General features: G+C 40.0%; 26 protein-coding genes. 12 read left to right on the top strand and 14 right to left on the bottom strand.

Annotated features, from left to right (window positions below):
* A partial coding sequence (locus tag H5232_RS17035) for a hypothetical protein (RefSeq protein ID WP_220496085.1) occupies window positions 1-802 on the bottom strand: 802 nt, incomplete at its 3' end.
* Between the two features lie 61 nt (window positions 803-863).
* A complete protein-coding gene (locus H5232_RS17040; RefSeq protein WP_259399717.1) occupies window positions 864-1,232 on the bottom strand; it encodes a hypothetical protein in 369 nt (122 codons plus the stop codon).
* Window positions 1,233-1,818: 586 nt separating this feature from the next.
* On the opposite strand from H5232_RS17040, the gene H5232_RS17045 reads away from it, so the two are divergent.
* The 8 genes from H5232_RS17045 (at window position 1,819) to H5232_RS17080 (ending at window position 7,897) form a co-directional block, all read left to right on the top strand.
* Entirely contained in the window at window positions 1,819-2,751 is a 933-nt protein-coding gene (locus H5232_RS17045; RefSeq protein WP_182831225.1) for a CHAD domain-containing protein, read from the top strand.
* 38 nt (window positions 2,752-2,789) lie between these two features.
* Window positions 2,790-3,689 carry a DUF350 domain-containing protein gene (locus H5232_RS17050; protein ID WP_182719302.1) on the top strand — a complete coding sequence of 300 codons (900 nt, stop codon included), beginning with the start codon at window positions 2,790-2,792 and terminating at the stop codon, window positions 3,687-3,689.
* A gap of 3 nt (window positions 3,690-3,692) precedes the next feature.
* Entirely contained in the window at window positions 3,693-5,414 is a 1,722-nt protein-coding gene (locus tag H5232_RS17055) for a polyamine aminopropyltransferase (RefSeq protein WP_182831226.1), read from the top strand.
* Window positions 5,415-5,493: 79 nt separating this feature from the next.
* Window positions 5,494-5,907: a YjfI family protein gene (locus H5232_RS17060; RefSeq protein ID WP_145242701.1), complete on the top strand. Its 414-nt coding sequence runs from the start codon at window positions 5,494-5,496 to the stop codon at window positions 5,905-5,907.
* A 30-nt stretch (window positions 5,908-5,937) separates the two neighbouring features.
* Entirely contained in the window at window positions 5,938-6,630 is a 693-nt protein-coding gene (locus H5232_RS17065) for a PspA/IM30 family protein (RefSeq protein WP_145242702.1), read from the top strand.
* Window positions 6,631-6,695: 65 nt separating this feature from the next.
* Window positions 6,696-7,334 (top strand): hypothetical protein, encoded by a 639-nt coding sequence (locus tag H5232_RS17070; protein WP_182719304.1) that lies wholly within the window; start codon window positions 6,696-6,698, stop codon window positions 7,332-7,334.
* The gene (locus H5232_RS17075; protein WP_145242704.1) at window positions 7,331-7,648 is read left to right on the top strand and encodes a hypothetical protein; all 318 of its coding nucleotides are present in this window, start codon (window positions 7,331-7,333) and stop codon (window positions 7,646-7,648) included. Before H5232_RS17070 ends, H5232_RS17075 begins: the two co-directional genes overlap by 4 nt.
* A gap of 63 nt (window positions 7,649-7,711) precedes the next feature.
* Complete coding sequence (locus H5232_RS17080; RefSeq protein ID WP_145242705.1) at window positions 7,712-7,897, top strand: hypothetical protein; 186 nt, start codon at window positions 7,712-7,714, stop codon at window positions 7,895-7,897.
* A gap of 19 nt (window positions 7,898-7,916) precedes the next feature.
* On the opposite strand, the gene H5232_RS17085 is transcribed toward H5232_RS17080, so the two are convergent.
* The 5 genes from H5232_RS17085 to H5232_RS17105 form a co-directional block, all read right to left on the bottom strand.
* Window positions 7,917-8,315: a hypothetical protein gene (locus H5232_RS17085; protein ID WP_145242706.1), complete on the bottom strand. Its 399-nt coding sequence runs from the start codon at window positions 8,313-8,315 to the stop codon at window positions 7,917-7,919.
* Window positions 8,316-8,326: 11 nt separating this feature from the next.
* The gene (locus tag H5232_RS17090; protein WP_145242708.1) at window positions 8,327-8,803 is read right to left on the bottom strand and encodes a hypothetical protein; all 477 of its coding nucleotides are present in this window, start codon (window positions 8,801-8,803) and stop codon (window positions 8,327-8,329) included.
* Between the two features lie 117 nt (window positions 8,804-8,920).
* Window positions 8,921-10,297 carry a lyase family protein gene (locus tag H5232_RS17095; protein WP_149983353.1) on the bottom strand — a complete coding sequence of 459 codons (1,377 nt, stop codon included), beginning with the start codon at window positions 10,295-10,297 and terminating at the stop codon, window positions 8,921-8,923.
* Between the two features lie 8 nt (window positions 10,298-10,305).
* The gene (locus H5232_RS17100; RefSeq protein ID WP_257325145.1) at window positions 10,306-10,671 is read right to left on the bottom strand and encodes a hypothetical protein; all 366 of its coding nucleotides are present in this window, start codon (window positions 10,669-10,671) and stop codon (window positions 10,306-10,308) included.
* A gap of 98 nt (window positions 10,672-10,769) precedes the next feature.
* On the bottom strand, window positions 10,770-10,949 hold the full coding sequence (locus H5232_RS17105; RefSeq protein WP_145242712.1) for a hypothetical protein: 180 nt from the start codon (window positions 10,947-10,949) through the stop codon (window positions 10,770-10,772).
* A 198-nt stretch (window positions 10,950-11,147) separates the two neighbouring features.
* Here H5232_RS17105 and H5232_RS17110 point away from each other — a divergent pair, with 198 nt between their 5' ends.
* Window positions 11,148-11,738, top strand: a complete 591-nt coding sequence (locus H5232_RS17110; protein ID WP_182798104.1) for a DUF938 domain-containing protein — start codon at window positions 11,148-11,150, stop codon at window positions 11,736-11,738.
* On the opposite strand, the gene H5232_RS17115 is transcribed toward H5232_RS17110, so the two are convergent.
* From H5232_RS17115 to H5232_RS17130, 4 genes are all read right to left on the bottom strand, one after another.
* Window positions 11,735-12,877: a GNAT family N-acetyltransferase gene (locus H5232_RS17115; protein ID WP_182740653.1), complete on the bottom strand. Its 1,143-nt coding sequence runs from the start codon at window positions 12,875-12,877 to the stop codon at window positions 11,735-11,737. The genes H5232_RS17110 and H5232_RS17115 overlap by 4 nt on opposite strands.
* Window positions 12,877-14,241: a carboxylesterase gene (locus H5232_RS17120; protein ID WP_182831227.1), complete on the bottom strand. Its 1,365-nt coding sequence runs from the start codon at window positions 14,239-14,241 to the stop codon at window positions 12,877-12,879. Before H5232_RS17120 ends, H5232_RS17115 begins: the two co-directional genes overlap by 1 nt.
* Window positions 14,231-16,957 carry a CHASE domain-containing protein gene (locus tag H5232_RS17125; protein WP_182831228.1) on the bottom strand — a complete coding sequence of 909 codons (2,727 nt, stop codon included), beginning with the start codon at window positions 16,955-16,957 and terminating at the stop codon, window positions 14,231-14,233. The genes H5232_RS17120 and H5232_RS17125 overlap by 11 nt, the downstream gene beginning before the upstream one ends.
* A gap of 73 nt (window positions 16,958-17,030) precedes the next feature.
* Entirely contained in the window at window positions 17,031-17,489 is a 459-nt protein-coding gene (locus H5232_RS17130; protein WP_182785165.1) for an Lrp/AsnC family transcriptional regulator, read from the bottom strand.
* Window positions 17,490-17,632: 143 nt separating this feature from the next.
* Between H5232_RS17130 and H5232_RS17135 the strand changes: the two genes are divergently transcribed.
* Both H5232_RS17135 and H5232_RS17140 read left to right on the top strand, forming a co-directional pair.
* A complete protein-coding gene (locus tag H5232_RS17135; protein WP_149983347.1) occupies window positions 17,633-18,805 on the top strand; it encodes a monodechloroaminopyrrolnitrin synthase PrnB family protein in 1,173 nt (390 codons plus the stop codon).
* A gap of 1 nt (window position 18,806) precedes the next feature.
* On the top strand, window positions 18,807-19,922 hold the full coding sequence (locus H5232_RS17140; protein ID WP_182719313.1) for an aminotransferase class V-fold PLP-dependent enzyme: 1,116 nt from the start codon (window positions 18,807-18,809) through the stop codon (window positions 19,920-19,922).
* Between the two features lie 2 nt (window positions 19,923-19,924).
* On the opposite strand, the gene H5232_RS17145 is transcribed toward H5232_RS17140, so the two are convergent.
* The gene (locus H5232_RS17145) at window positions 19,925-20,404 is read right to left on the bottom strand and encodes a DUF4124 domain-containing protein (protein ID WP_259400148.1); all 480 of its coding nucleotides are present in this window, start codon (window positions 20,402-20,404) and stop codon (window positions 19,925-19,927) included.
* 114 nt (window positions 20,405-20,518) lie between these two features.
* A complete protein-coding gene (locus H5232_RS17150; RefSeq protein WP_182831229.1) occupies window positions 20,519-23,791 on the bottom strand; it encodes a methyl-accepting chemotaxis protein in 3,273 nt (1,090 codons plus the stop codon).
* A 172-nt stretch (window positions 23,792-23,963) separates the two neighbouring features.
* Here H5232_RS17150 and H5232_RS17155 point away from each other — a divergent pair, with 172 nt between their 5' ends.
* Window positions 23,964-25,382, top strand: a complete 1,419-nt coding sequence (locus H5232_RS17155; protein ID WP_182831230.1) for a mannose-1-phosphate guanylyltransferase/mannose-6-phosphate isomerase — start codon at window positions 23,964-23,966, stop codon at window positions 25,380-25,382.
* 6 nt (window positions 25,383-25,388) lie between these two features.
* Here H5232_RS17155 and H5232_RS17160 read toward each other — a convergent pair whose 3' ends face one another.
* Window positions 25,389-25,742 carry a 2OG-Fe(II) oxygenase gene (locus tag H5232_RS17160; RefSeq protein ID WP_182719316.1) on the bottom strand — a complete coding sequence of 118 codons (354 nt, stop codon included), beginning with the start codon at window positions 25,740-25,742 and terminating at the stop codon, window positions 25,389-25,391.
* Window positions 25,743-25,805 lie beyond the last annotated feature (63 nt).

The raw sequence follows: 25,805 nt of genomic DNA on the forward strand, positions 1-25,805 counted from the left end.
TGTAACCACCAAGATCACTGGCAAACTGACGGATATACTTAAAATCTATATTATTATTATCAGCATATTCATAGATATCAGCTAATAACTCTCTATCTCCTTGTGTCAAAAATTCATAAGAACTTCGCATTAAGTTAGATAAGGACATCCCATCAGCGCCGCTTAAAATTTCTGATTCAGTACCACCAAAAATATCCGTCACCATAGCTTCATAATAATGCTCAGACCGGCTTATATTTTTGCTTTTTTCTAAATCCCGTTCATCTAAAATAGACTCGAACTGTGATGTTACTTGCGAGCTATATTCATCGGAAACCATCGCTTTACTAAAAGAAGAAAAAGAGTTCAGATGAGATAATAGTAATTCTTCAAATGATGCTAGTGCGGTAACGTTACTTTCGTATTTAAGGCTGTCTCGTTTTAGGTTTGATAGGTTTTGCTGATCAAGTGTGTGCCATCTTTCATATGCAGCTACCCTCTCTGAGCTGCTAAATGTATTACTTGTGTCTAATGCTATCGTCTCAAGTTTTGATTTGGATAAATGTTCAAATTCCCATTTTGCTGTGGCAACCTCATCACTATTTATTTTTGCATTTGAAGAGAGTATTTCCTTATGTAGAGATAAATTTTGCTGACTTAATTTAGAAATATCAATAGAGCTTTTGGCCTTACTTAATTTCGACGATAATGAAGAAACCGATGCATGTATTTCTATATCCTTACTTTTTTTGGGGTCAGATTGTGGCTGAGGAAAAGCTTTTCTCGCATTTAACAAACTTCTCTTGATATCAGGTATATCCATACTATTGACCCTCTAAACGAAAATAGACTCCTTTGATTAAATTTGGAGTCTAAGGTGTTAATTAGTTAGTTGTGTAGTTAAAAGTTATACTTTCTATTCTATTTGGTGTTGAATAATGGAAAGTACCAGTTGCTTCAACTCTATGAACAATTGATACTTGAATACCTGGTTTGAAGCTCTCACCATTAAATACTGTTACCTCTCCAGTAGAGTTTGGCACAATTGGTTCGCACTTAACGGGATTGTTGTTATATGCTCGATAAAAGCACAATTCAACAATCTCGCCAAAAGAATCTGGGTAATTTGAAGATGTGTAATTAATCCCAGTAATTTTACCTGTTTTACTCTCAAGTGGAATATCTCTTAAATCGCCATGTAATATAGAAAATAGAGATGATGACAGACCACCGGCAGAGCTTAATACTAGCATCCTGCTTGGTTGCTTCTCTTTAGTTATACTGAAATCAGCGGCGAATGCTTGAGTGCTTTAAACTAGTGAAGACATTAGAAAAGCGGTAATAGACATTTTCTTCATTAAAAATTCCTTATTATATAATTGGAGAATTTTTCATTCTCTGCTTTGTACCTTTTTTACATTATTTTAATGAGGCAACATTGTCAATGTAATAAGAACAAATTATTCAATCTGGTTAGCTAGGCCATACTATGTAATGGATATTTGTACGTTTAAGTATCCATTATTAAATGAGCACTTTTTTAAATTCAAATGAGAGGGCACCCAACTAAATTACAAAAACTATTACTAGGTTTACTCGCTGATCTTATGCTTATAAAGCAGAAGAGCTGAGCGCTTCATGTTTGTGTGGGAGTTTGTCGACTATGAATGGGGATCCCGTGTCGAGACTGTAGCTGTCATCTAGCTAATTAAAAGTTGAGTGCAGTAAAGCATAGCCTTTGACCTTTAGAAAATATTATCTTGTTGCAATTTCCTCCTTGGTTTACTTTCTGAGCTGTGTAAAACTAGCTGGGTTAATTTAGTAAATCAGGTGACATGAATGTCGAATATAAAAGCTTGGAAACTTATCAGTTTATTTTGTTTGGTAAGCTTACTTATGGGCTGTCAATCGAAAGAAGAGCAGTTACAAGAAACAATTAAACAATCTATAGCTAAAGCTGAAGTTGAGTTAGCAGGACTTGGTAGTGCCTTAGATAACGTCTCAATTCGTAATGCCGCTTTATTAAGCGAATATGGCCGTATACTTAGCAATGAAAAGCCAGAGCTAGCTAAAATTGCTGGCGTGCTCGTGCAAGATGCAACTCGAAAAGGCCCGCTTTACTCAGGTTTGCAACAACGCTTAGCTGATATCAAAAGTACTTACCTTATTCCTCCTTACGATGAAACACTGCAAAATATTGATTTGTTGCGAGATGCTGCAAAGCCCGCTTTATTTTCGGATGCTTTGACCGATCCTATTAACATGCTTGCTGATATGTCGGGTGGCTCGCTTGCGCGTGTCGGTGCAATCAGTCAGCAGGCTGAAGGGGTTGGTGAAGGCAACCAGTTAGTCGGCAATCCTAATTATGGTAATTGGCAAACTAACAGTAGCGGTATCAGCTTTTGGCAGTGGTATGGCATGTACCGCATTTTAGGTGATGTATTTGATCGTGTTGAATATGGTAGTTGGAGCAAGCGCCGAAAGTATAGTTATTATAATGATTATGGTCGTGCGCGTTATTCTAGCCCTAAGCAAATTAAAGCACAAACCGCCGTTGAAACACGTACTAAGCAATCGTATCAACGCCAAGGTAAGCAATTCACAAGCCCTTATGCATCTAAAAAAACCGGGGCTTCTGGGTTAAGTCGTAGCAGTTATACACCACCAAAAAGTCGCAGTAGTTACTCCAAAACCAGTAGCTATAGTAAAGACTCGGGATCGGTCAGAAACAGCAATAATAGAACCTCTCGCGGTGTCAGTCGCGGTAAGTAAACGGCTATTTAAAGATTTAGTGTTGGAGTTTAAAGAATATGTACGAATTTAATGGAATAACTATGTGGTCACTACAAGCAATCGCGATTGATTTTGCGATTATTATTGCACTGTTTGTGAGCCTTAAATATATCAAAGGTTGGGTATCTAACTTACATGCCAATGATGAGATCACTGAGCGTGATAATTTTGCGTTTGGTATTAGCTTTGCTGCTGGCTTAGTTGCTTTAGCAATTGTGCTGACGGGTGTAAGCAGTGGTGCATTTGCAGTGAGCTTACAGCAAGAAGCATTGCAAATGGCAGCTTATGGTTTGTTAGCTATTGTGCTAATAAAGCTTGGGCACTTTTTTCAAGATAAAGTGGCACTGCGCAAAGTCAGCTTACATGATGAAATAGTGAAGGGTAATGTAACTGCCGCGGTGATTGATTTTGGCCATGTTGTGAGTGTGGCAATCGTGATTCGCTCAGCGCTATTTTGGGTGGCTACAGAAGGCTGGCATGGTTTACCAATCGTTATAGCAGCGTTTATTATTGGTAGCATTGCGTTATTGCTCGTGAGCCAGTATCGCGTACAACTATTTAAGCGTACTAACCGAAGTGGAGATTGCCTACAACAAGCAATTGTTGACGGTAACTTGGCTGTTGGTATTCGTTATGCTGGCTTTTTAATCGGTAGCGCGCTTGCGCTTACTGCGGCTTCAGGTATCGCGCCTTATGCTGCAGATAGCATTAACACCAGCTTGATTTTCTGGGCGATTAGCGCTTTGATTAGTTTAATTGCATTTATCGTACTGCATTTAATTACGATTAAAATTATCCTTTCAGGTTGCGATATATCAGACGAAGTGAACCGTCAAAAAAATGTGGGTGTAGCAACTATTTCAGCGGCAATCTCGTTTGCTGTGGGTATTACCATGGCAACTCTATTAGGCGCGTAAAACTTGTCACATTCTAAGCAAAGCCCAAGTAAGTACTCCTTACTTAGGCATGATTTTTTATTAATTACTGTTATGGCCATACTCGCTGGGTGTGGCCTTATTTATGAATATCTGCTATCTCATTATGCCGGACGAGTTTTAGGCTCTGTAGAGAGCGCTATTTATGCGATGATAGGCACTATGATCGTAGCAATGGGTATAGGGGCTTTTTTAGCGCGTTGGTTTAAGGATGCCTTTACCGCTTTTGCTTGGCTTGAAAGTCTTATTGCACTTGTTGGTATGGGTTGTATCTTAGCTATAGCCAGCGTTATTGCTGTTAGTTATTCTTTACCGCATATTTTTTCTGACATTTTTAATCTACCAGCTGATGTAATTCTTAACGGCTATATATTTCAAAAACTCCAAGAGTGGTCACGATTCCTTCCTTATGTATTTGGCTTATTGTTAGGTCTATTAATCGGTATGGAAATTCCACTTATCGCTCGCATACGTCAGCATGTTTATGGTCGTTTCTTAGAAAATAATGCTGGCACGATCTACGGTGCCGACTATATAGGTGCAGGTATTGGAGCGGCTATTTGGGTTAGCATTATGTTGGCTATGCCAATCATGCAGGCTGCAGCATGGACTGCGCTATTTAATATTATCGCAGGTTTGGCATTCTTATGGCGTTATCATAGCTATGTCCGTTACGCCAAACTATTACTGGTATGTCATATCGCTTTACTGGTGTTATTTGGTTTTATTTTAATGCTTGGTAGTAGCTGGATGAAAGATTTAAGTAATGTGCTTTATAAGGATAAAGTTATTTATTCTGAAGCGACGAAGTATCAGCATCTAGTGTTAACCGAGCGATTGAGCCGCAATCAACCCGATCCAATTACCGATCTTTACTTAAACGGCCGCTTACAGTTTTCTAGCATCGATGAACAAATTTATCATTCAATGTTAGTGTATCCGCCATTATTAGCCTCGAACCGTCACGATAATGTATTGATTATAGGCGGTGGTGATGGGTTAGCACTAAGAGACGTATTGAAGTGGCCTGTTAAAGAAGTCACCTTAATTGATTTAGATGCCCAGTTACTTAGTTTATTTGGTCATGATGACGATGAATTTAATCCTCCGGCAGCTATTCATGAGCGCTTAACTAAACTTAATAAGCACTCAATGGCTGATCCTCGATCGCATATTAAAGTGGGTGATGCTTTTCTTGAAGTAGAGCGGTTACTTGATGAAGGTAAGCGTTTTGATACCATCATTATTGACTTACCTGATCCGAATCATCCCGATTTAAATAAAATGTACAGTGACTATTTTTATAATCATATCCGTCAATTACTAGCCGCAGATGGTGCAATGGCTGTGCAGTCAACTTCGCCTTATCATGCTAAAAAAGCATTTTTAAGTATTGGTAAAACAGTCAAAGCGGCAGGTTTTAAGCATGTTGAGCAATACCAGCAAAATATTCCATCATTTGGACAATGGGGATGGACGATTGCAACCACCACAGGTCAATCTGCAAGTGCGAGAATTAGCGATATAACAAACTTACCAGTTGCTTCTAGATGGATCAGTAAAAAATATTTATTGGCAGCATTCGTATTCCCCAATCATTATTTTGAACAAATAAATGATATTGAAGTCAATCAATTAGGCTCAGGTACTTTATATGATTATTATCGTAGTGCATGGCAGATAGAAAGCGAATTGTATAAAAATTAATAAATCACGGTTGACATAATATGTCGATCATGCGAATCTTAACTCAGACATAATATGTCAAATGACAAAAGGCAGAGACATGGAATTAAATGAACTTTCAATAAAACTAGCATCTTTTGAAACTGAAGGCGCTAACTTTGAGTCTTTCTTGATTGCCAATCCAGGCGAGCAAGATGTGTTGCAAGTCATAGTAGATGGCAATGATGAGCTTCCTATTTTTGTTACTCAGACACAAGAGCAGCTGTTATGTATTAGCTATTTGTTCGCTGATGAGGAAGTGAAGCCTGAACTACGTGATGAGTTGAATGAAACCTTATTACGTTTGAATGTACCAATCCCGCTGAGTGCATTTGCGAAGATTGATGATAAATATGCGATCTTTGGTGCTTTGTCGGTTAATTCATCGTTTGATGATATTACCCATGAGCTAGTTACTTTAGCTGATAATGCCATCGATGCATTAGAAGCGGTAACCATTTATTTAAACGATTAACAGCTAGCTATTTTAAGTGGAGTTAAGATTATGAGTATTTTAAAAAAGTTATTTACAGCAGTACGTGGCGGCGCGCGTGAAGCGGGCGAAGCAATTGTTGACGCGAATGGTATTCGTATCTTTGAACAAGAAATTGCTGATGCGCAAAACGCGCTGCAGCGTGCTAAAAAAAGCCTAACTGAAGTGATGGCTAAAGAAATGCAAACGAAGCGTAAGATTAGCGCATTAGATGCCTCAATTGCTGAGCACGAAGCGTATGCAGGTCAAGCACTTGAAAAAGGTAATGAACCGTTAGCGCTAGAAATTGCTGAGAAAATTGGCGACTTTGAAGCTGAAAAAGCAGAGCATGATCAAGTGTTAGCTGGTTTTAGCAATCACATTGTAACGTTGAAGCAGCAAGTAAAAGATGCTGAAAAATCGATCAAAGAAAACCAACGTCAGCTTACTATGGTTAAAACCACTGAAAGCGTGCAACAAGCAACAATGGCAGTAAATAGCACACTTAATACTAATAGCTCGTCGATGACGAATGCACGCCAATCACTTGAGCGTATCAAGCAACGTCAACAAGATCGTAGTGACCAGCTTGGTGCTGCTAAAGTACTTGAAGCTGACACTAATGGCGATGATCTTAAAGCTAAAATGGCTGAAGCTGGAATTGGTGATAGCAATCCAAAAAGTGCAGATATCTTAGCGCGTATTAAAGCGAAGCAAAACGGCTAACGCGCAATTACGATTATTAAAAGGTAACTTATTATAAGTTACCTTTTTTGCTTATGAGGCAGTCTATGTTTAACTTCTTTAAGTCTAAAAAAGCCCCTGAACGCCAATTAAATCACCCTAGTGAACTTAAAAAAGGTGATATGTTCACAGTGATTGATTCGTTTGCTTACCCAAGTTGGCTAAAAGGCCAAACATTGCGCGTTACCGATGTGCAAACTTATCAATATCAGCACAGTGCAGATTATGAGCTAGTACTTGAAAGTGATGCTGGCAAGGTGGTTTTTTTGCAAATAGAGCGCAGCGATGGTGAAGAGTGGGCGAATTTTTCAATCAAAATCCAACGTGATGAAGTGGATGAAATCTTCACACTGGATGAGTTTGCGCGCATCTTTGACGAAGATGATTTAACCTACATAGAAGTGAAAAATACACCAGAGCGTTACATGCAGTTTTTAGCTAAAAGCTATCAACAAAGTGAATCACCATTTGTGTGTTATTTTCATAATAAAGATTATCGTAGCCAGCCATTACCACGCTATGAGCAAGAAGGTGGCGAACCATGCGAAATGATTTGCCTTGAGTCGAGCGATGGAAGCCATGGTTTAAACATTGAGATTTGGGATGGTGGAGAAACTGAAGTATCACTCACTTTAACCCGACCAATCACAGACATTGTTGATCTGTTCCCTGGAGATGCGCAGTGAGTAATGCAAAAGATAAATGGTTACGTCAGGAGCAGGCTGTAAGAGCCACGCAAATGGCGTTTGATCTTAGCAGTGAAGTGCAAAAATCGATAAAAAAGCAAGCCATTGATCAAGAGCTAACGCCATCCGATATGATCCGCAAAATTTTATCACTTGAGGTTAAATCAAAAAAAACGCGTCAACGTTTATCATTTAACCTTAATGATGAAGAAATAGCATTACTTGCTGAACGCTTTGGCGTTGCCCCAGATGATAAGCGGGCAGTAAAACAGCAAGTTGCTGAGTTACTGATTGCTCGAACTAGTAAACGCTAGGTTTTGCCTTCTGATTATTAAGCCCTTACACTTAGGGCTTAAATTATCAAATAATGAGTTGTTGTGAATATTATTTTAATCGCCTATCTACTAATTTTTGCTTTGTTTGGCACGGCAGCGAGTTATTTCTTACGGTTTATTTATGCCTATTGGGTTAAAAAGCAGATGCCGATGCATTTTATTTTTAAAGCAGGGATTTGTATTGTGGCGGTCGTGGTAATTTCCGCGCTGATCCCATTATTGGTATAGCGCGGTTGCAGCAGAGCGACTATTTTAGCTCAAACGACTGGCATTGCTGATCAATACATAATGCTTGCACAGGTAAAACCGGTAAACAATCATTTAAACCATTGGTTTTATTATCGGCAGTTTCTTGCTGAGTAATTTGATCCGCTAACTGTTCTGCATTTTCTTGTTGTGTGTGCAAGGTTGAGTACACTACATAGCGGCTTGGACCACCACAGGCGCGTTGGCCTACTTCAAGCACCTTACATTGAAAACTCGCGGTACAGCTATTATCTTGCACCAACTCAGCCAATGCGCTATTTAATTTAGATACATTTGTATTGCCGTTTGCTGGTGTTGAGTCAGAAGTGCTGACACAACCACTGAGGATCAGCAAACTGGCTGTTGTTACTAAAAATTTAGAATATGATGAACGACTCATATTGGTTTCCCTTAATAAACACTTGTCGCAGAGCTTTCTAGTTTAACACATTTATTTTCAATACACTGAGCCGCAGGGGCCGTCAGGTGCTGACAAATACTGATCATCTTGTTCTGTGCATTAAATTGGCTTTCAAGGCTGGTGATCTGCTGAGTTAACTTTTCAACGGCTTGCTCATTGGCCGTTTTATTAGAGTAAACAATATAGCTACTAGGGCCGCCGCACGCACGGCTACCAACCGGTAATACTTTACATTGAGAGCTGTTATCGCAGTTTAGATCTGCAATTTGTGTCTGTAATTGCTGGTGGACCTTTTTAATGTTATCTCTTGTTGCCGGAACTTCTGTTTGCGGATTTAACTTAGTCGCTTGATTATTTTTAACTAGCGCTGCAGGAGCCGGGCTAAGTTGGTTGTTATTCGGGGTCGCAGCATCAGAACAAGCCGATAAACATAACGGCAGTAGAAGCGCGATAATAAATAAGCGCATGATAAACCTTCATAGTGGTGAACAAGTAACCACCATCATACACTTTGCAGATAACACAGCAATAAAAACTATGGCATTCAAAGGTTAAACCCGACGCTAAGGACGGGTTTAATATTTTTATAGCCCGCCTTGGGTTAATTTTGCGGGATTGAGTAAAGTTTCCAGCTCACTACGTGATAGGTCAGTTTCTTGCTCAGCAACATCAAGAATTGGACGGCCATCTTGATATGCTTGTTTGGCAATTTTAGCTGCTTTAGCATAACCAATGACTGGATTAAGCGCGGTCACTAATATGGGGTTTTTGGCGAGTGCTTTGTCGATATTGGTGTGTTTCACTTTAAAGGATCGAATCGCTTTATCAGCTAATGCTTGACTACTATTTGCCAGTAACTCAATACTTTGCAAAATATTGTAAGCTATTACAGGTAACATTACATTGAGTTCGAAGTTACCTGATTGACCTGCAACAGTAATAGTTGCGTCATTACCAATCACTTGTGCACTAACCATGGCTGCCGCTTCAGGGATCACAGGATTTACTTTACCGGGCATAATTGATGAACCGGGTTGTAAAGCTTCTAGTTCGATTTCACCAAGGCCAGCTAGTGGACCTGAATTCATCCAACGTAGGTCGTTTGCTATCTTCATTTGTGCAACAGCGAGCACTTTTAGCTGCCCTGATAAAGCGACAATGGTGTCTTGCGAACCTATGTTATAAAAAAAGTTCTTGCTTGGCACAAAGCGTACACCGACGTTGGCACTGAGATTTTTACAAAATTGCTCAGCAAACAGGGGATCGGCATTTATACCAGTACCAACGGCTGTGCCTCCTTGCGCTAAAGCAGATACCCCTTCAAGGCTATAGCGGATCCCTGCCATTGCACTATCAACTTGGTGTTGCCAAGACCCTAGAGTTTGCGCAAATGTCACTGGCATAGCATCCATCAAATGAGTTCGACCCGTTTTTACGATTTCACCTATTTCTGACTTTTTGCGCTCCAACGTTTGTGATAGCTGATCCAGCGCCGGAAATAGTTCATACACCACGTTAATTACACTGCTTACAGCAATAGTGGTAGGGATCACGTCGTTAGAGCTTTGCCCCATGTTTACGTCGTCGTTGGGATGGATAACCTCATCACCATAACGACTTGCTAAAGTTGCAATCACCTCATTAGCATTCATATTAGTGCTAGTACCTGACCCTGTTTGAAATATATCAATAGGGAAGTGTTCTAAATGTTCGCCATCAATGATCTCTTGGCATGCGCGCTCGATTAACTGTGCTTTATTTTTACTGAGATGACCTAGCTCGTAGTTGCTTTGCGCTGCGGCCTGTTTGATATAAGCAAGAGCGGTAATAAACTGTTTTGGCATTACTAAATCGCTAATGCGAAAGTTATTTACAGCACGTTGAGTTTGCGCTTGATAAAGTGCATCTGTAGGGACTTGTAATTCGCCCATACTATCTGATTCGGTTCTAAATTCGCTCATGAAAACTCCTAGAAAGGGTTAAATTCGTGACTGAGAATACGGGCTTCACGCTCTAGTATCAGGTATTTCTTGATACTATTATGACTTCTATAAAAGCGCTTTAATGCCAGTAACGGTTTATAAAGTTGCTCTAAACATTGTTTGCGAATTGCACAATGGACTAAAGAGTCGCACATTTTGTTGAGGATTTCATGGAAAGTGCGTCTTAGATAGAGTTCTTGCAGCAATAGACTGTGGTTTTTTTCGTAATGACGTGCAGCACTCAGGCCAGCTTCAATGTAATTTGCCACTAAAGCTGGCGCATGTAGCCCAGGTCGCGGGCAAATACATTTCATTTGCTGTTGATAATAAAGCATAGCGTGATGTTCATGCATAAGAAAAACCGATTAACTGTAATGGTAATTATTATCATTACAGTTAATCGGTTTCGGTGCAAGTCACAAATTGTAAATATTGGCGGAAGGTGAGTTTTTTAATTGTAGCCAAGAATAAATATTTGGTCTGTTTCATGTATTAACGCCTGATTTTGTTGATTTGTTTGCGATAGTAAATCAATTACAGTGGCACGTTCATCACAGCCTATTTTATCTGTTACTGGTTTTTCACTTGCCGCAATTGCAGCGTCTAGGGCGGTATAAGGTGATATATACATAATCTTCTCCGTTTGGTTGATTCAATTAGATAGTTGCATAACTCATACCATGCTCAATATTTTTTTTATTACTTTGAATTATATAGTTTTTATATAAAATTAATTATTTAATAGCGACATCTGTTGCAAGATTTGCTTTACTAATGGGCATACTTTACCAATCTTGGTGCATCTGTATTGAGATGCTTGGAAATATATATGACGAAACCTTTCTCGCAAGCGTGTGAAAATAATAAAAATCCAATATTAAGCGTCATCACAGCATATTTAGCACAAGTCGAGAGTGTGTTAGAGGTGGGATCAGGTACGGGGCAACACAGCGTGCACTTCGCTGCTAATTTGCCTCACTTACAATGGCATACCAGTGATCGCTTGGTTAATCATAATGGTATTAAACAGTGGCTTGATGAAGCAAAGCTAGATAACTTGCACGCACCAGTAGAGTTAGATCTAAATCGCCCTTGGCCAATAAATACCGTTGATGCTATTTATACTGCTAATACGTTACACATCGTCAGCAAACCGTTAGTTGAGCAATTTTTTACTGGTGTTAATAAGCATTTATTGTCAAAAGGTCTCGTGTGTATTTATGGCCCATTTAAATACAACGGCAACTTTACCAGTGAAAGTAATCAGCGTTTTGATGAATTTTTAAATCAGCAAGACAGCCAAAGTGGCATTCGTGATTTCGAATGGGTACAGCAATTAGCTGAGCAAGCAGGGTTAATGCTTGTTGATGATATTGCGATGCCTGCTAATAATCAGTTATTGATTTTTAAACGTCATTAGTTATCAATCTTAAAAGGTAATAATTCAGTGCATTGCTGATGATAGATGCGCATATGCTGACGCTCACGTTGTAAGTAATCTGCTATCGCAGGGCTAAAAGTAGCATCCATTACGGCATGTACGGAGTGAGTAAATACCGGTGCAAAACCTCGTGCTATTTTATGCTCGCCCTGCGCACCTGAGTGAAAACACTGAAGCTGATGTTTAATACAATATTCAATACCTTGGTAATAGCAAAGCTCAAAGTGCAGGCAATCAATTTCTGCTATAGCTCCCCAATAGCGCCCGTATAGTGTGTCATTATTTTTAAAGCTCAGTGTTGCAGCGACCACTTCGTGATCATGGATGGCATGCATGATCACCAGTTTATCGGCCATTAAGGCATGTAACAAAATAAAAAAGTCATGATTTAAATAACCCATGTGGCCAGAGCGTTTTAAATAAGTGCGTTGGTAAAATTCGCAAAACTGGCTCATCACAGCTTTAGTTATCTGTTCACCTTGCAGCCATTTAATACTAATATTTTGCTGGGTTATTTTATTACGTTCTTTTTTCAATACTTTACGTTTTCGTGCGGTTAACTGCGCTAAAAAATCGTCAAAAGTAGCGTAGTTTTGATTTTGCCATTGAAACTGCACGCCAATACGATGCATACCTTGATGTGGTGTGAGTTGAGAGACTTGCAGTTGCGAGCAAAAGTTAATGTGCCAGCCAGACCAACCTTGTTGCTCACATTGAGCTGTTAAAGTCTTTGTTATGTACTGATACACTTGTTCTGGGTGTGAGTGTGCAATCGCAAGGCGTTGACCTTCAATAGGGCTAAACGGTGAGCCAGATAACCACTTAGGGTAATATTCTAAACCATGTTGCTGGTAAGCTTCAGCCCATGCCCAGTCAAATACATATTCGCCATAAGAGTGACTTTTTAGATAGCCGGGTGCTAATGCCACCAAAGTATCATTTTGGTAAATGGCTAAATGTTGCGGTTGCCAACCAGACGCGGCTGATACGCATTGGCTTTGTTCTAATGCAAATAAAAATGCATGATCAGTAAATGGATTATCGGCAAAAAACTGCTGCCAAACAGCGGTATCTATTGCACTGATACTGGTTAACCAGCGGTGACTAAATATACTCATTATTGATTGCCCTGCGAGCCTTCAACCTGCTTTATAAACTGTTTTATATAGAGTGCTTGCTCAGTAAAGTAAGGGTTGTAAGTCAGACGTTGAAAGGTTGGAAATGCTGCAATATTTTCTGCAGTACGCTCGCCAATATTAGGTTTTTCGGTCGTTTTACATTGCTTATACAAAGTATCATCATCGAGGTAACTGCCGCAATTGCGATAAGCGCCAGCAATACCGTAGTAAGGGTTATCAGGTGAGTTAACTACGGCAATATGAGAAATACCATGAATGTTTTTACAGATTGTATTTTTGCACTGTGGATTTAATACCCTATAGCCTTTTGGAAAACCACTGGTAATGGTTGTTTTATCACCGTAAAAAACCAAGGTATCTAAGCTATTTGCAGGGCGTATCTTTACATCATGCAAGGCGCTTAACAATTGCTGCGATGCACGGGTATCAATGGTGGTATCTATATCACTCATCACTGAAAAAATAGCCAAGTTTGGTAATTGACGCTCGATTAGTTCTGGTAACGCGATTGAGCGCATAACATCATCGGCTGCGGTTGCAGCATTAAATGGAAACGACTCATATTTAGCAAAATCAATATCGGCGTCTTTATCTATCCAATTCACAAAGGGAATACGGTCAATCCACTTCGCCAGCCAACCATTTTTATTGTGTGGTTCAGTGGCGGGCGAAAATAGCATCAGTGCAGTTATTTTTGGGTCAACGGGCTCGACAGTTAAATAATTAAGTAATAGGGCTGCGCCTGTAGAGTAGCCACCTAAAATCACCTGATCAAAATCTTTTATAGTACGTTTAATTGCATAGTCTACAGCTTGCTGCCATTGTTTGGCATTAATACTGCTTAGTGCATTAGCTGCGGTGCCATGGCCTGGTAACAGCAAAGTACGTACGGTATAGCCTTGTTGAAAGTAAATTTGTGCCAAGTCATGATAGGTAAATGGAGAGTCGGTAAGGCCATGAATTAATAGAACTGCTTTGTGGTTGTTATTTTGGCGTAATTCAAATGGCGCTATAAGATCAACTATATTAGGGGGGCTAGTGCGTTGCTGTTGTTTAACTAAAAGCTGATAGGTATCAGTTAAAATAGGGCAAGGCATTGATGCGCGCGGGTTTGCCGCTAAAATATGTTGGTATGCAAAGCTTAAATAATCACTAAATGCTTGCTCACTATGATAGGAAAAATCCGTATTAGCATTGCTTTTTTCAAACCGTAATAGGCCCTGCTTTTTGCTGTTCATAATATAGTTTAAATCAGTTAACTGAGTAACGCAGTTGGTTTGGCTGATAGCAAGGCTAGAGGTTGTTATTAAAGTGAGAGTTAGTAATATTCCATTAAGGCTCATAAACATCTACATAATTGATTAGGCACTCGGTTAGCTTATCGAGTTCGAGGGGTTTTGCAAGATGCTGATTAAAACCAATTGCTAAGGCATTGGCTTTATCCTCAGGCATTACATCAGCGGTTAAGGCAATGACGGGTAATTGTTCAGTACTTTTAATTTGACGTATCAAGGCGGTGGCTTGGTAACCGTCCATAATGGGCATTTGGCAATCCATTAACACTAAATCGAAGTCATTTATTTTAACTTGCTCTACTGCTAATTCGCCATTTTCAACCAGTGTTGGAGTGATCCCCAAAGAGCTAAGCATTGCTTTTATTACTAATTGATTGACGCTGTTATCTTCTGCAACCAGTATCTTTAGTTTGCTTAAATCAACATGCTGTTGTGTGTGCTTTGCCGTTACTTGTTGCGCAGCACAGGTATTTAACTCGACAGACAGGGTAAATGTGGAGCCTTTACCTGGCTCGCTTTGTACGCTGATATCTCCAGACATTAGCAAACTAAGTTCTTTTGCGATTGTTAAGCCAAGCCCGGTGCCACCAAACTTGCGTGATGTGGAATTATCAGCTTGGGTGAATGCATCAAATAATTTACTTTGCTCTGATGGCGCAATGCCGATGCCAGAGTCCTTAATAGCCAAAGTAATTTGCCTACATTTATCGGTGATCTCCTTACAGTATGCGCTAACACTTACTTCACCTTCGCAGGTAAACTTAATGGCGTTACTACATAGGTTTAATAAAATTTGCTCAATTCGCATAACATCACCTTCAAACCAAATATCAGTTGGTAATTGGTTATCAACCTTCCAGTGAATGCCTTTTTGTTCAGCGCTTTGTTCGAACATACTACTAATCCGAGCAAGAAGAGCATTTAAATCAAAAGGAGCGACTTCCAAGGTGAGCTTTTGTGATTCAATTTTAGAGATATCGAGTACATCATTGATTAAACTTAACAATGATTTAGACGCTAAATTAATTTTATTTAGATAACCGATGAGAATTTCAGCGCTATCTTCACTTTTAGCTAAGGTTGAAAAACCGATCACTGCATTAAGCGGCGTACGAATTTCATGACTCATATTGGCTAAAAACCGGCTTTTAGCTTGATTCGCTAAATCAGATTGCTTTTTAGCTCTGACAAGCGAGCGAGTACGTTCCGCTACTAAGCGCGATAGAGCAATATGTTGATGATTAAATAACAGTAATACCAGTAAAATAAGTGAGCTTACAATGACCTGTAGAATAATTAAAAAGAGTGTCATGTGATTAGTTTGATGCGGTAGAAACTCATCTTTAATCGTTAAATCAACTAGCCATGTTTGCCCTGCAAAATTAATCGTGATGGTTGTAAGCTTATTGCTTTTGGTCGGCACATTTTCGGCGTTTGAATAAAACGGGTTGGTAGCATTGGCTTCATAAATAGCGATATTAAACATCTTATTTTGTGCTTGCGTAAGCGATTGAGCAAGTATGTTTTCCACTAAAAATACACCTGTTGCGTAGCCTTTAATTGAGGCAACTTCATTATTTTGTTGATACACCGGAGCAAATAATAAATAAGCGGGCTCAGGTTGTTGTGCTTGCACTAATTGAATTATTTTAGTGCCTACAGGGCGATTTTTGATGCGTGGGTCGAGTAAAGTCTCACGGCGATCTTTACGAGAATTGAGGTTAAAACCAATAGCGGATTGATTTTCTGAAAAAGGGGCGATATAGGTAATAATCACTAATGGATCGTCGTTTGATAATGGCGCTCCTTTAATACTCGGATCAAAGTTATATGAATTATAAATTTCATCGAGCTGCTTGTTAAAATCACTGACCTGAGCTGGGGGAATTTTGCGATTCCATGAAAATGCTTTAATAAATGAATGCTCAGCCAGTAATTGGGCACTGTAGCTATCAAACTCTTGCTGACTTAAAGTTGGTGTTGATTGAATTTGGCTCGCAAGGCTTTGTACGGTTATTTGGCTAAGATTTAAATTGCGCAGTAAACTGTTTTCAATGATAGATGTTTCACGCTTGGCAATTTGTATCGCATTTGAATAAGTCTCTTGGTTGTATAGTTTAGTGGTTAAGGCGACAGAGACGAATAATACCGAGCAGACTGCGATGGTTGGCAATGGGGTGACGTAGTGTCGTTTAAATTTAGGCTGTAGTAAGGCCAATAAAAAGGGGGTTGCGATCAGCACACCGAGTGAGTCACCTAACCACCAATAAGTAACATTTTTCCAGTGATTTTCAATGCTGTAGGCGGGATTAAATTGACTTAAAGCATAGACTCCAATATTGGCCGATATGAGGCTGACGACAATACCGACGATAAAAATAAAATAAATAATCGATTGGCGTTGTTTTAAATACAGCGGATGGCCTAGCCAGTACTTTAAAAGAGCAGCGCCAATCATGCCTTGTAGCACGGCGCCTAAGCCGATTAGCAGTACTTGTTCTAGCGTATTGCCAATTAAAACCTGATCAGTGATCGGGTTATCACCGGTACTTAAATTAAAGGCGACAGAGGCAATAAATAATGCCGGCATAAAACGCCACCACCAGATAAAACAGCCAACTAAGGCAATACCAGCAGGGAGCCAAATAGGGATGACTTGTGATTGAAAGGCAAAATTAGTTAATAACTTACCAGTTGCAAAATAAGCAACAGCAAACGATATGTAAAAAACAAAAGAACTGGATGTTGAACGAAAAATCTTCACATGCATCCTTGTTAAATATTATTTTTATAATGATATTTCAGTATAGCGAATCGACACTAAATAGTATTATTTTTTAAAGTGGTAGCTGCCTTTTGCTAAATGTTTGCTTTAAAACCACTGTAGACTCAATGTTAGCAATACAATCAATACTCCCAAGCTTATATTTAACAAAACTTTCGTAGCTTTCTAAATCGGTAGCAATAATCTTCAATAAGTAATCATAGCTTCCTGATATGACAGAGCACTCCAGTACATGATTCAGTTTTTCCACGTGTTCTTCAAACATATTTGCCGCACTGGCGGAATTGTGGCTCAACCGCACAAACGCATAGACCAGCACTTTTAACCCGAGTGCGCGTGGGTTTAAGGCTGCGTGATAGCCAGTGATCACCTTACTTGCTTCAAGTTTTTTTATACGCCTTAAGCAAGGGGTATCCGATAAGCTTACAGTTGTTGCAAGTTCTGATACAGAGGTACGCGCATTGCTTTGTAACAACGTTAGTAATTGTTGATCTTTTTTATCTAAACTCATAACTATGACAATAAATTTTATTTAATAGTGATTATAGAGTGAATATCACTAATTGTATGGATTTTAATTAGTGGTTTTGCTGATTTGTGCTCTATGTTATCTGTTAACATTAATGCAATAAACTTTGGTGTGGAGTAATATCTGTGAGTAATAATACCCAGGCATTTGATGAGTGGCTCAGAACCCGCTTTGTAGAAATTAATAGTCAACTAGAGGCTATCTATTGGCAACAAGAAGATAAAGCTAACGTAGAATTTGTCGGGGAGCAATTTAAGCATCAGTTAGAGGCTGAGGGTAATGCGCATATTCGTAAGTTACTAGCAGAAGGCAATACTGACGAAGGGTTTGATCGTGCGTTTGATTTACTTGGCAATGTAGGATTATTTATGGCGGCTTGTCGACGCCATGAGATCACTGAACCATCGCGCGAAACGACCTCGCCTTTAGTCGAGGCCTCGGCACTAGCTATGCATATTGGTGCATCAATAGGGGTTACTCCGCGCTTTGCGACGGCTCATTTAACCACCCATAATAAGGCTATTAATGGCCTTTATAAGCGCTTTACGGATCTGCCAGATGAAAAATTATTCATTGATTACAATACCAAAGGGATTTTAGCCTATAAGCGAGCAGCTGATGCATTATTAAAAATTCAGCCATTAGGTATTTCGCATCCGCTATGCGGTGATTTACTTAAAGTTGCCAAGCAGGCGTTAGTCGATGTGATTGAATCGAATACGGCTTTATATAATCAGTTAGACACCGAGCGATTCTTTTTCTGTGTACGTCCTTACTATAAGCCGTATCGGGTTGGCAAAGAGGTTTACCGTGGAGCCAATGCGGGAGATTTTGCCGGAATTAACGTTATAGATATGCTGTTAGGTTTATGCTTTGCCAACGAACCGAGTTATTCACAAATGCTGGTGGATAAATTTTTATATATGATGCCTGAAGATCAGCAAATTCTGCGAGAGTCTATGCGTATGCCAAGCATAATGGATGACTTTTTAGCGGCAGGAGATACCCGCCATAGCTCGTGGTTTAAAACCAATGCCAAGTTGTTTATACAAGTATGTAAGCTGCATGGCGATACTGCAATAGGTCATCATAATCAACTGGTTAGTAAGTTTATAGCTCAGCCAGCTCAACACATGCAACAGCAACATATGAATAAAGTGACTGCCAGCGGTCCGCCATTGCATGTGTTATTGGATTCTCTTGAACAATTAAGAGATCGTCGAGCTGCAGCAAAGCGTGATGATATAAGAACTCGTTATGATGATTTAGCACAATTAAAGCAATGGGTGAGTAATTAATATGTACAAAGATGACTTTAATCTTGCGGCAGGCTGTTACTTGCTAAATCACTCTGTTGGCCGTGCACTGAAAAGCAGCCAAGATGATTTTAACCAGCATTTTTTTGCTCCTTGGCAAGCGAGTAATAAAGAGCCATGGCAACAGTGGCTGCCAGCCATTGAGCGCTTTACTCAGGCGCTCAGTACATTGTTTAATTCACCGAGCAGGCAATTTTGCCCACAAGTAAATTTATCGAGCGCTTTAACAAAGTTAGTTATGTCGCATCCTCGCTTACAGCAAGCTAATTGTAAGGTGTTGATGGCGCAAAGTGACTTTCCTAGCATGGGGTTTGCAATGCAAAAAGCGCTGGCTAGTAGCGCTGAAATAAAGTTTATTCCTGAACACGTAGATTTAACTGATAGCGTGCAATGGCAACAATATATTCAAGCAGATATTGATTTAGTATTTATCAGTCACGCTTATTCAAATACTGGCCAGCAAGCGCCCGTAGCTGAAATTACGCAACTGTGTAAGCACGTAGGCTGTTTGAGTCTTGTTGATGTGGCGCAGTCAGCTGGTGTATTACCTCTAGATTTAAGCCAAGTTGATGCTGATTTTATGATTGGTTCCAGCGTTAAGTGGTTATGCTCAGGTCCAGGTGCGGCGTATTTATGGGTAAGCCAAGCGCAATTAAATGTGTGCGAACCACAAGATGTAGGGTGGTTTTCACATCAAAATCCATTTGAGTTTGATATTCATCACTTTGCTTATCATGATAGCGCATTGCGTTTTTGGGGCGGCACTCCATCGATTGCGCCATTTGTACTCGCAGGGCATAGCATTGGTTACTTTGCTAAATTAGGTGTTGCAACAGTGCGAGCGCACAACTTGGCGCTACTTGAACAATTAAGTGCAGAGTTTAGGCCATATTTGGTGTCACCAACAACGCCAGAAAAATGCAGCGGTACAGCTATTTTAAATTTTGGCGAGCAACAGCCGGCGGTATTAAGCGCACTGTCTCAGGCGAACATAAGTGTCGATGCGCGAGCATATGGGGTGCGAGTTTCACCGCATATTTATAACAACAGTAGTGATATAGCACAGCTAATAAAAGTGGTTAAACAAACCCTAAGCTAAATTTATTGGCTTAGTTGCGTTTTAAACGCTTTTAACGCATCAATTTGTTGCTGATACTGCTTTATTTTCGGCTCAATGCGTTGCTCAGCTTGTGCTGTTCGTTTTGCTATCGCATCAGCAATTGAGTTTGCACCCATTTTATTTGCAGAGTCTTGCGTCATATAGTTTATTTTGGTTTTTTGTTCTGCAAGAGTATCTTGAAGTTGCTTTATTTCTCGTTGATAAACTGCAATTTCACGATCAATTTTTTGCATCGCAACATAACTATCTACAGACGCCATGATATCTTTGCTCTGTTGCGTATTAGATGCTTGGGTCACATTAGTTGGTGGAATTTTTATTTCTTTAGCATCGTCACCACAAGGTAGTTGACTAAAGGTAGCCACGCCATCAACCGTGCATTGGTAAGCAGCCGTAGCCACAGCTGCTGGTGGTATCAGCATCGCTAAGGCACAAACCATTGTTAACTGAAGTTGTCGCAAGTACACTTATGAATCCCTAAATTTGCATTAAAATATCCAGTGCAGCTAGTTTATCAAGTTTGTTAATTTGAATCGCCAATTAATCGTTGCTATTTATTAGTGAATTTATTTTCCTTATAACGGTGCCTTTTGCAGTGAAAAATACCCGAGCAAGTGACGCATAGTGTTAGCTTGATCTGCCATTTGTTTTGCCGCAGCCATGGTTTCTTCAGTCATCGCTGAGTTTTCTTGGATCAAGGTTGTTAGGCGTTGTACCACAATATCTACCTCTTTAATTGCCTGTTGTTGGGTAATCGAAGAGCTATTGATAGACACTATCATATGGTTAACATCAGCCACAGCGCTGACAATTTGCTTTAGTTTCTCACCTGATGAATTAGCAAGGGCGGTACCGTGACTAATTTTTTGGTTGCTGTTGCTTATTATAGTTTTAATTTGTTTCGCCGAGGTTGCGCTACGTCCAGCTAATTCTCTAACCTCATTGGCAACGACCGCAAACCCGCGACCATGCTCGCCAGCTCTGGCAGCTTCTACCGCTGCGTTGAGAGCTAATAAATTGGTTTGAAATGCTATTTCATCAATAACAGAGACAATTTCATTAATATCCTTACTGGAATTATTGACCTCAACAATGGCATGAACCGTTTGTATGGATAGCTCGCCCCCTTCGGTTGCGCTCATTTGAGCGTTTTCTGCAAGTTTAACCGCTTCGTTAGCTTGCTTAGCAATGGCTGCTATTTCATCTAGCATGTTACTGCTGCTAGCACTGGCTTCTTCTAAATTGGCTGCTTGCTCTTCAGTGCGTTGACTTATTTCGGTGTTACTCTCTGCTATCTCTGCGGCGCTTTGTGATACTCTTAAGGCAGAGTCTTGGATGCTGCTAATAACACTGGTAAGTTTTTCAATCGTTTGATTTACATCTGCTTTTAATGTAGCAAATACACCTTGGTAATCCTGCTGTACTTGTTGATTTAAATTGCCTTGAGCAAGCCCGCTTAATACCTTAGTTACCTCTGCGATTGCATCTGCGGTGATGGTCAAAGAACTGTTCACATCATTTTGCAGCTGCGCTAATTGGCCTTGCATGTTTGTCTCTAGTTGTTGATTAAAATCACCGCTACGCATAGCTGCCATAACGCGCGCGAGTTCAGCAATAACAATACTCAAATTGCTAATAGAGCTATTTACATCATCTTTAAGTACATTGAGTTGGCCATTCATATCGCTATCGATTGTCTGCTCGAAGTTACCTTTACTGATCGCCAGCATAACGTTTGATATTTCACTTACAGCAGTGTCTAAACCCATAATTGAGTTATTAATATTATGCTTTAAAGTTGATAATTGGCCATTGGCACTGCAATTTACTTGTTGTTTAAAGTTGCCAGCATTTACGGCTGCCATAACATCGTTAATATTTTTAATGATTAACGCGAGATTGTCGACGCTGGCATTGATATCATTTTTAAGTGTGGCTAACTGGCCTTGTAGAGGTTGCTCAAGGTGTTGTGAAAAATCCCCATCGTGAAGTGCGCTCATTACGCGACTGATATCACTTACTGCTCCCGCTAAACTGTGTACTGAATTATTCACACTGTTTTTTAATTGTGCCAAAGAGCCTTGTGCGGCTACCGTAACCTGTTGTTTAAAGTCACCATGTTCGATATGGCTCATTACCCCTACAATTTCAGTAATGGTGCTATTTAGCGATTGCAGAGAGCCATTTATATTTTGTTTTAAGGTGGCCAGCTGTCCCTGCATTGGGGTTGTTATTTTGCTGTTAAAATTTCCTTGGCTCATTTCATCTATAATATGATTTATTTCACTCATTGCTTGCTCTAGCGAGTCTGCGCAATTATTTGTGGCCTGTTTTAAGGAATCTAATTCACCTTTGCAGGGCGCACTAATTCGGTGGTTAAATTCACCTGCGGCCATTTTATTCATAACCGTATTGGTTTGGGAAATAGAGCTTTGCAGCGCATCAAGGAGGCAATTAAAAGCACTTGCCGATGAACCTATTTCATCATTCGAAAGCACTGGCGTTCGTACCGAAAAATCACCTTTTTGTTCAACGTGACGCATTGTGTCGACCAGTAATTGCACCGGGCGGGTCAGTGAACGAGCAAACCAAATAGCGACCAGAGTAATGGCAATGATCGATATTATTAAGGTGCTAATGAGAATCGTCGTTAAATGACTGACTGTGGCAAAAGCTTCTTTTTTATCTATTTCAGCCAGTAATGACCACTGTATACCTAATACGTTAATAGGTTGATAAGACGACAGTACTAAGGAGCCGCTATAATCGGTGATTACTTGCTGACCTTTTTTACCTTGCTGAGTAAGCTCAGTTGCCAGCGTTTTTACTTTACCTATGCTTGGATAGCGAAAAGAATTTACAACTGAGCGGTTTTCGGGGTCGAGAAAGGAATCAGAACGCATTAAAAAATCAGGTCCGACTAAATATGTCTCGCCACTTGTACCTAAGCCAGCCCGCTCAGTCATAATGACATTTAGGGCATCAATGGATAGTTGAAAAATCAAGGTGCTGGTATGTACGCCTTGGTTATAAATTGGGGTGGCGATAAAACTGGCTGGTGCATTATAAGATGGCAAATATTGCTGATAATCGACAAAGGTTATTTCATCTTCATTGATCATTTTTGCTTGTTTAAATGCCAATGCTAGGTTGCTATTAGCATAAGGTCCATCGAGTAAAGAAGTGGCAAAGTCAACTTCTTTGTAAACAGAGTAAACTACTTCAGCGCTGCGATTGTCGATGATAAAGACATCATAAAAATCAAATTTTTGCGCAAAATTTAGTAAAAAACTATGGTATTTGCTGTGTAGTAAATTGTAGTTATTATCAGCACTTGCTTGTACTAATTTTGCTTTCTCGCCAAGTGGGTATGGGTTATCTGCTAGGTATTGTGATTGCCAATATTTAGCCGTGGGTGAAAGTGTGGAAAGCAGCTCAGAAGTTGGCAATTTGTCTTCGTTTTTAAGCCGGTATTTAGTATTAAAGTCGTTGTGATAGTAATCTGCCAGCTGTTGCTCTGCGGTGCTGTCGAGAGATGTTGTATAGGGCTCTTTAAATGCACGGCTAAGTTCATCTGCTGCGGTGTGGAGTAAAGGGCTTTGTGCTAAAAATAATAATTGCGCATGTATATCGGCAAAATGCCTTTCAATGGCGCTTTTTTTAATTTCACTAACCGCTTCTAATTGAGCATAAGTTTGTTTATTTAAAGCAGTAGCCGAGTTATACAGTGCAAGACTGATGGCTATCGCCAAGGGAATTAATGCAACGAGCAAAAAGGCAATAACAAGCTTTTTAGTCAAGCCAATATTACGTACAAAATTTCCGAATGAACGGGTTTGGTTAGCCATAACAACATCCTTATCAAAGCAAAGCTGTAAACCTAATATAGGTAATTAAGATTTAGTGTAGAACAGCTTGAATTAAAAGCGAGTCGATGACGAAAAATAGATTTTTTAGTTGCTGTAATGCACTCGCTATACTCTGTTAAACTACGGGCATTCAAATTTAAGTGTGTTTGTTATGAAAAACTCCATTATTCCAGTTGTATTGGCCGGTGGTATCGGTTCGCGGTTATGGCCATTATCGCGCCAAGCTATGCCAAAACAGTTTTTACCTTTACTGGGAGATGAGTCATTATTGCAAAGTACCTTAAATAGAGTCTCTGACTCATGTTTTACTGATCCGATTTTGGTTTGTAATGAACAGCATCGCTTTATTGTCAGCAGCCAATGCCAGCAAATCGGTGTTGCAACCATGGCGTTACTGTTAGAGCCTGATGGCAAAAATACTGCTCCCGCCATCGCATTGGCAGCACAATATGCATTACAGCAAGGGCTTGATAAACCTTTATTAGTGATGCCAGCCGATCATCATATTGATAACTTTGAGTTGTTAATAGAGCAACTTCCTGATGCGATAAGCTTGGCGCAACAGGGCAAATTAATTACCTTTGCGATTGAGCCAGACTCGGCCCATTGCGGTTACGGTTATATTAAAAATGGCACTAAAATAGCGGCTTCAAACTGCTATGAAGTTGATGAATTTAAAGAAAAGCCCAGTCTATTATTAGCACAGCAATATCTTGCCAGTGGCGAATATAGCTGGAACAGTGGAATGTTTTTATTCACTCCTAGCGCATACCTTACTGAACTTGAGCGTTTTGCACCAAAAATTGCCAGTTGCATTGCAGCAGCCGCCAATTTCAGTGGTGACTTAGGTTTTACCCGTGCCAATAATGAAGTCTTAAAAAACTGTCCAAGTGATTCAATCGACTATGCTATTTTAGAACGTAGCCCAAATGTGGCGGTGCTGCCTTTAGCGCTGAATTGGAATGATGTCGGCGGTTTTAATGCGCTATGGCAAAGTGCCGATAAAGACGAGCAAGGCAATAGCCTAAGCACAGATGACGTGGTTTTACATAGCCATAACAACTTACTCAGTGGTGAAGAAGGTCATAGCATCGCAGCTCTTGGGGTGAGTGATTTAGCGATTATTCACACCCATGATGCAACTTTAGTCGCGAGTAAAAGCCAGTTAGATCAGCTCCCGGAACTATTAAAGCAATTAGCCGTTAAGCACGACGATAAATTGATCCATCATCAAGCCGTGTATCGACCGTGGGGTAGTTACCGGGTGTTAATTGCAGGCACCGGCTTTAAAGTGAAAAAAATTATTGTCAGCCCTGCAGGCAAACTTTCAACACAGCGCCATCAGTACCGCGCTGAACATTGGGTTGTCGTCTCTGGCATTGCTGATGTACGTATTGATGGCGAAGCACGCACGCTTACTGCCGATCAATCTTGCTATATAGCCGCCGGTCATATTCACAGCCTAGCAAACACGCAAAATGAGCCACTGATCCTTATAGAAGTACAAACTGGCAGCATTTTAGATGAAACGGATATTGAACGTTTTGACGATCAGTATGGTAGAAAATAGTGAAGGTTAATCGCTTTTAACCCAGCCAATACTTAATATATAACGACTACCTTTTTCTATTTTGGTTACTGCATGCTGAGTTATATCGGGCCTAAATAGTTTTATACGCTTGCTTTGAAATAAGGTGTTTTCGCACATAAACTCACCGCCCAGTTGGGCGCGTTTAATAATGAGATTTAAACGAAAATGCTTACCTTTTTTTACTTTATCTGTATGGGGCTTTATTTCACTACCAACGGGAAACTTAATTAAATAAGTATCAAACTTTACTGGCCAATGGGCGCCACACAGAAGCATTTTGTCATAGCCCGAATCTTGCCTGCCACGCTGCCAGTGAAATAAATTTTTAAAAATAGCCATTGTATCTTTTCCTTATTGCTTTAACTTCGCCAACTCGCCAACTCGCCAACTCGCCAACTCGCC

The organism is Pseudoalteromonas sp. SG41-5, assembly GCF_014164495.1.
GTDB classification, from domain to species: domain Bacteria; phylum Pseudomonadota; class Gammaproteobacteria; order Enterobacterales; family Alteromonadaceae; genus Pseudoalteromonas; species Pseudoalteromonas rhizosphaerae.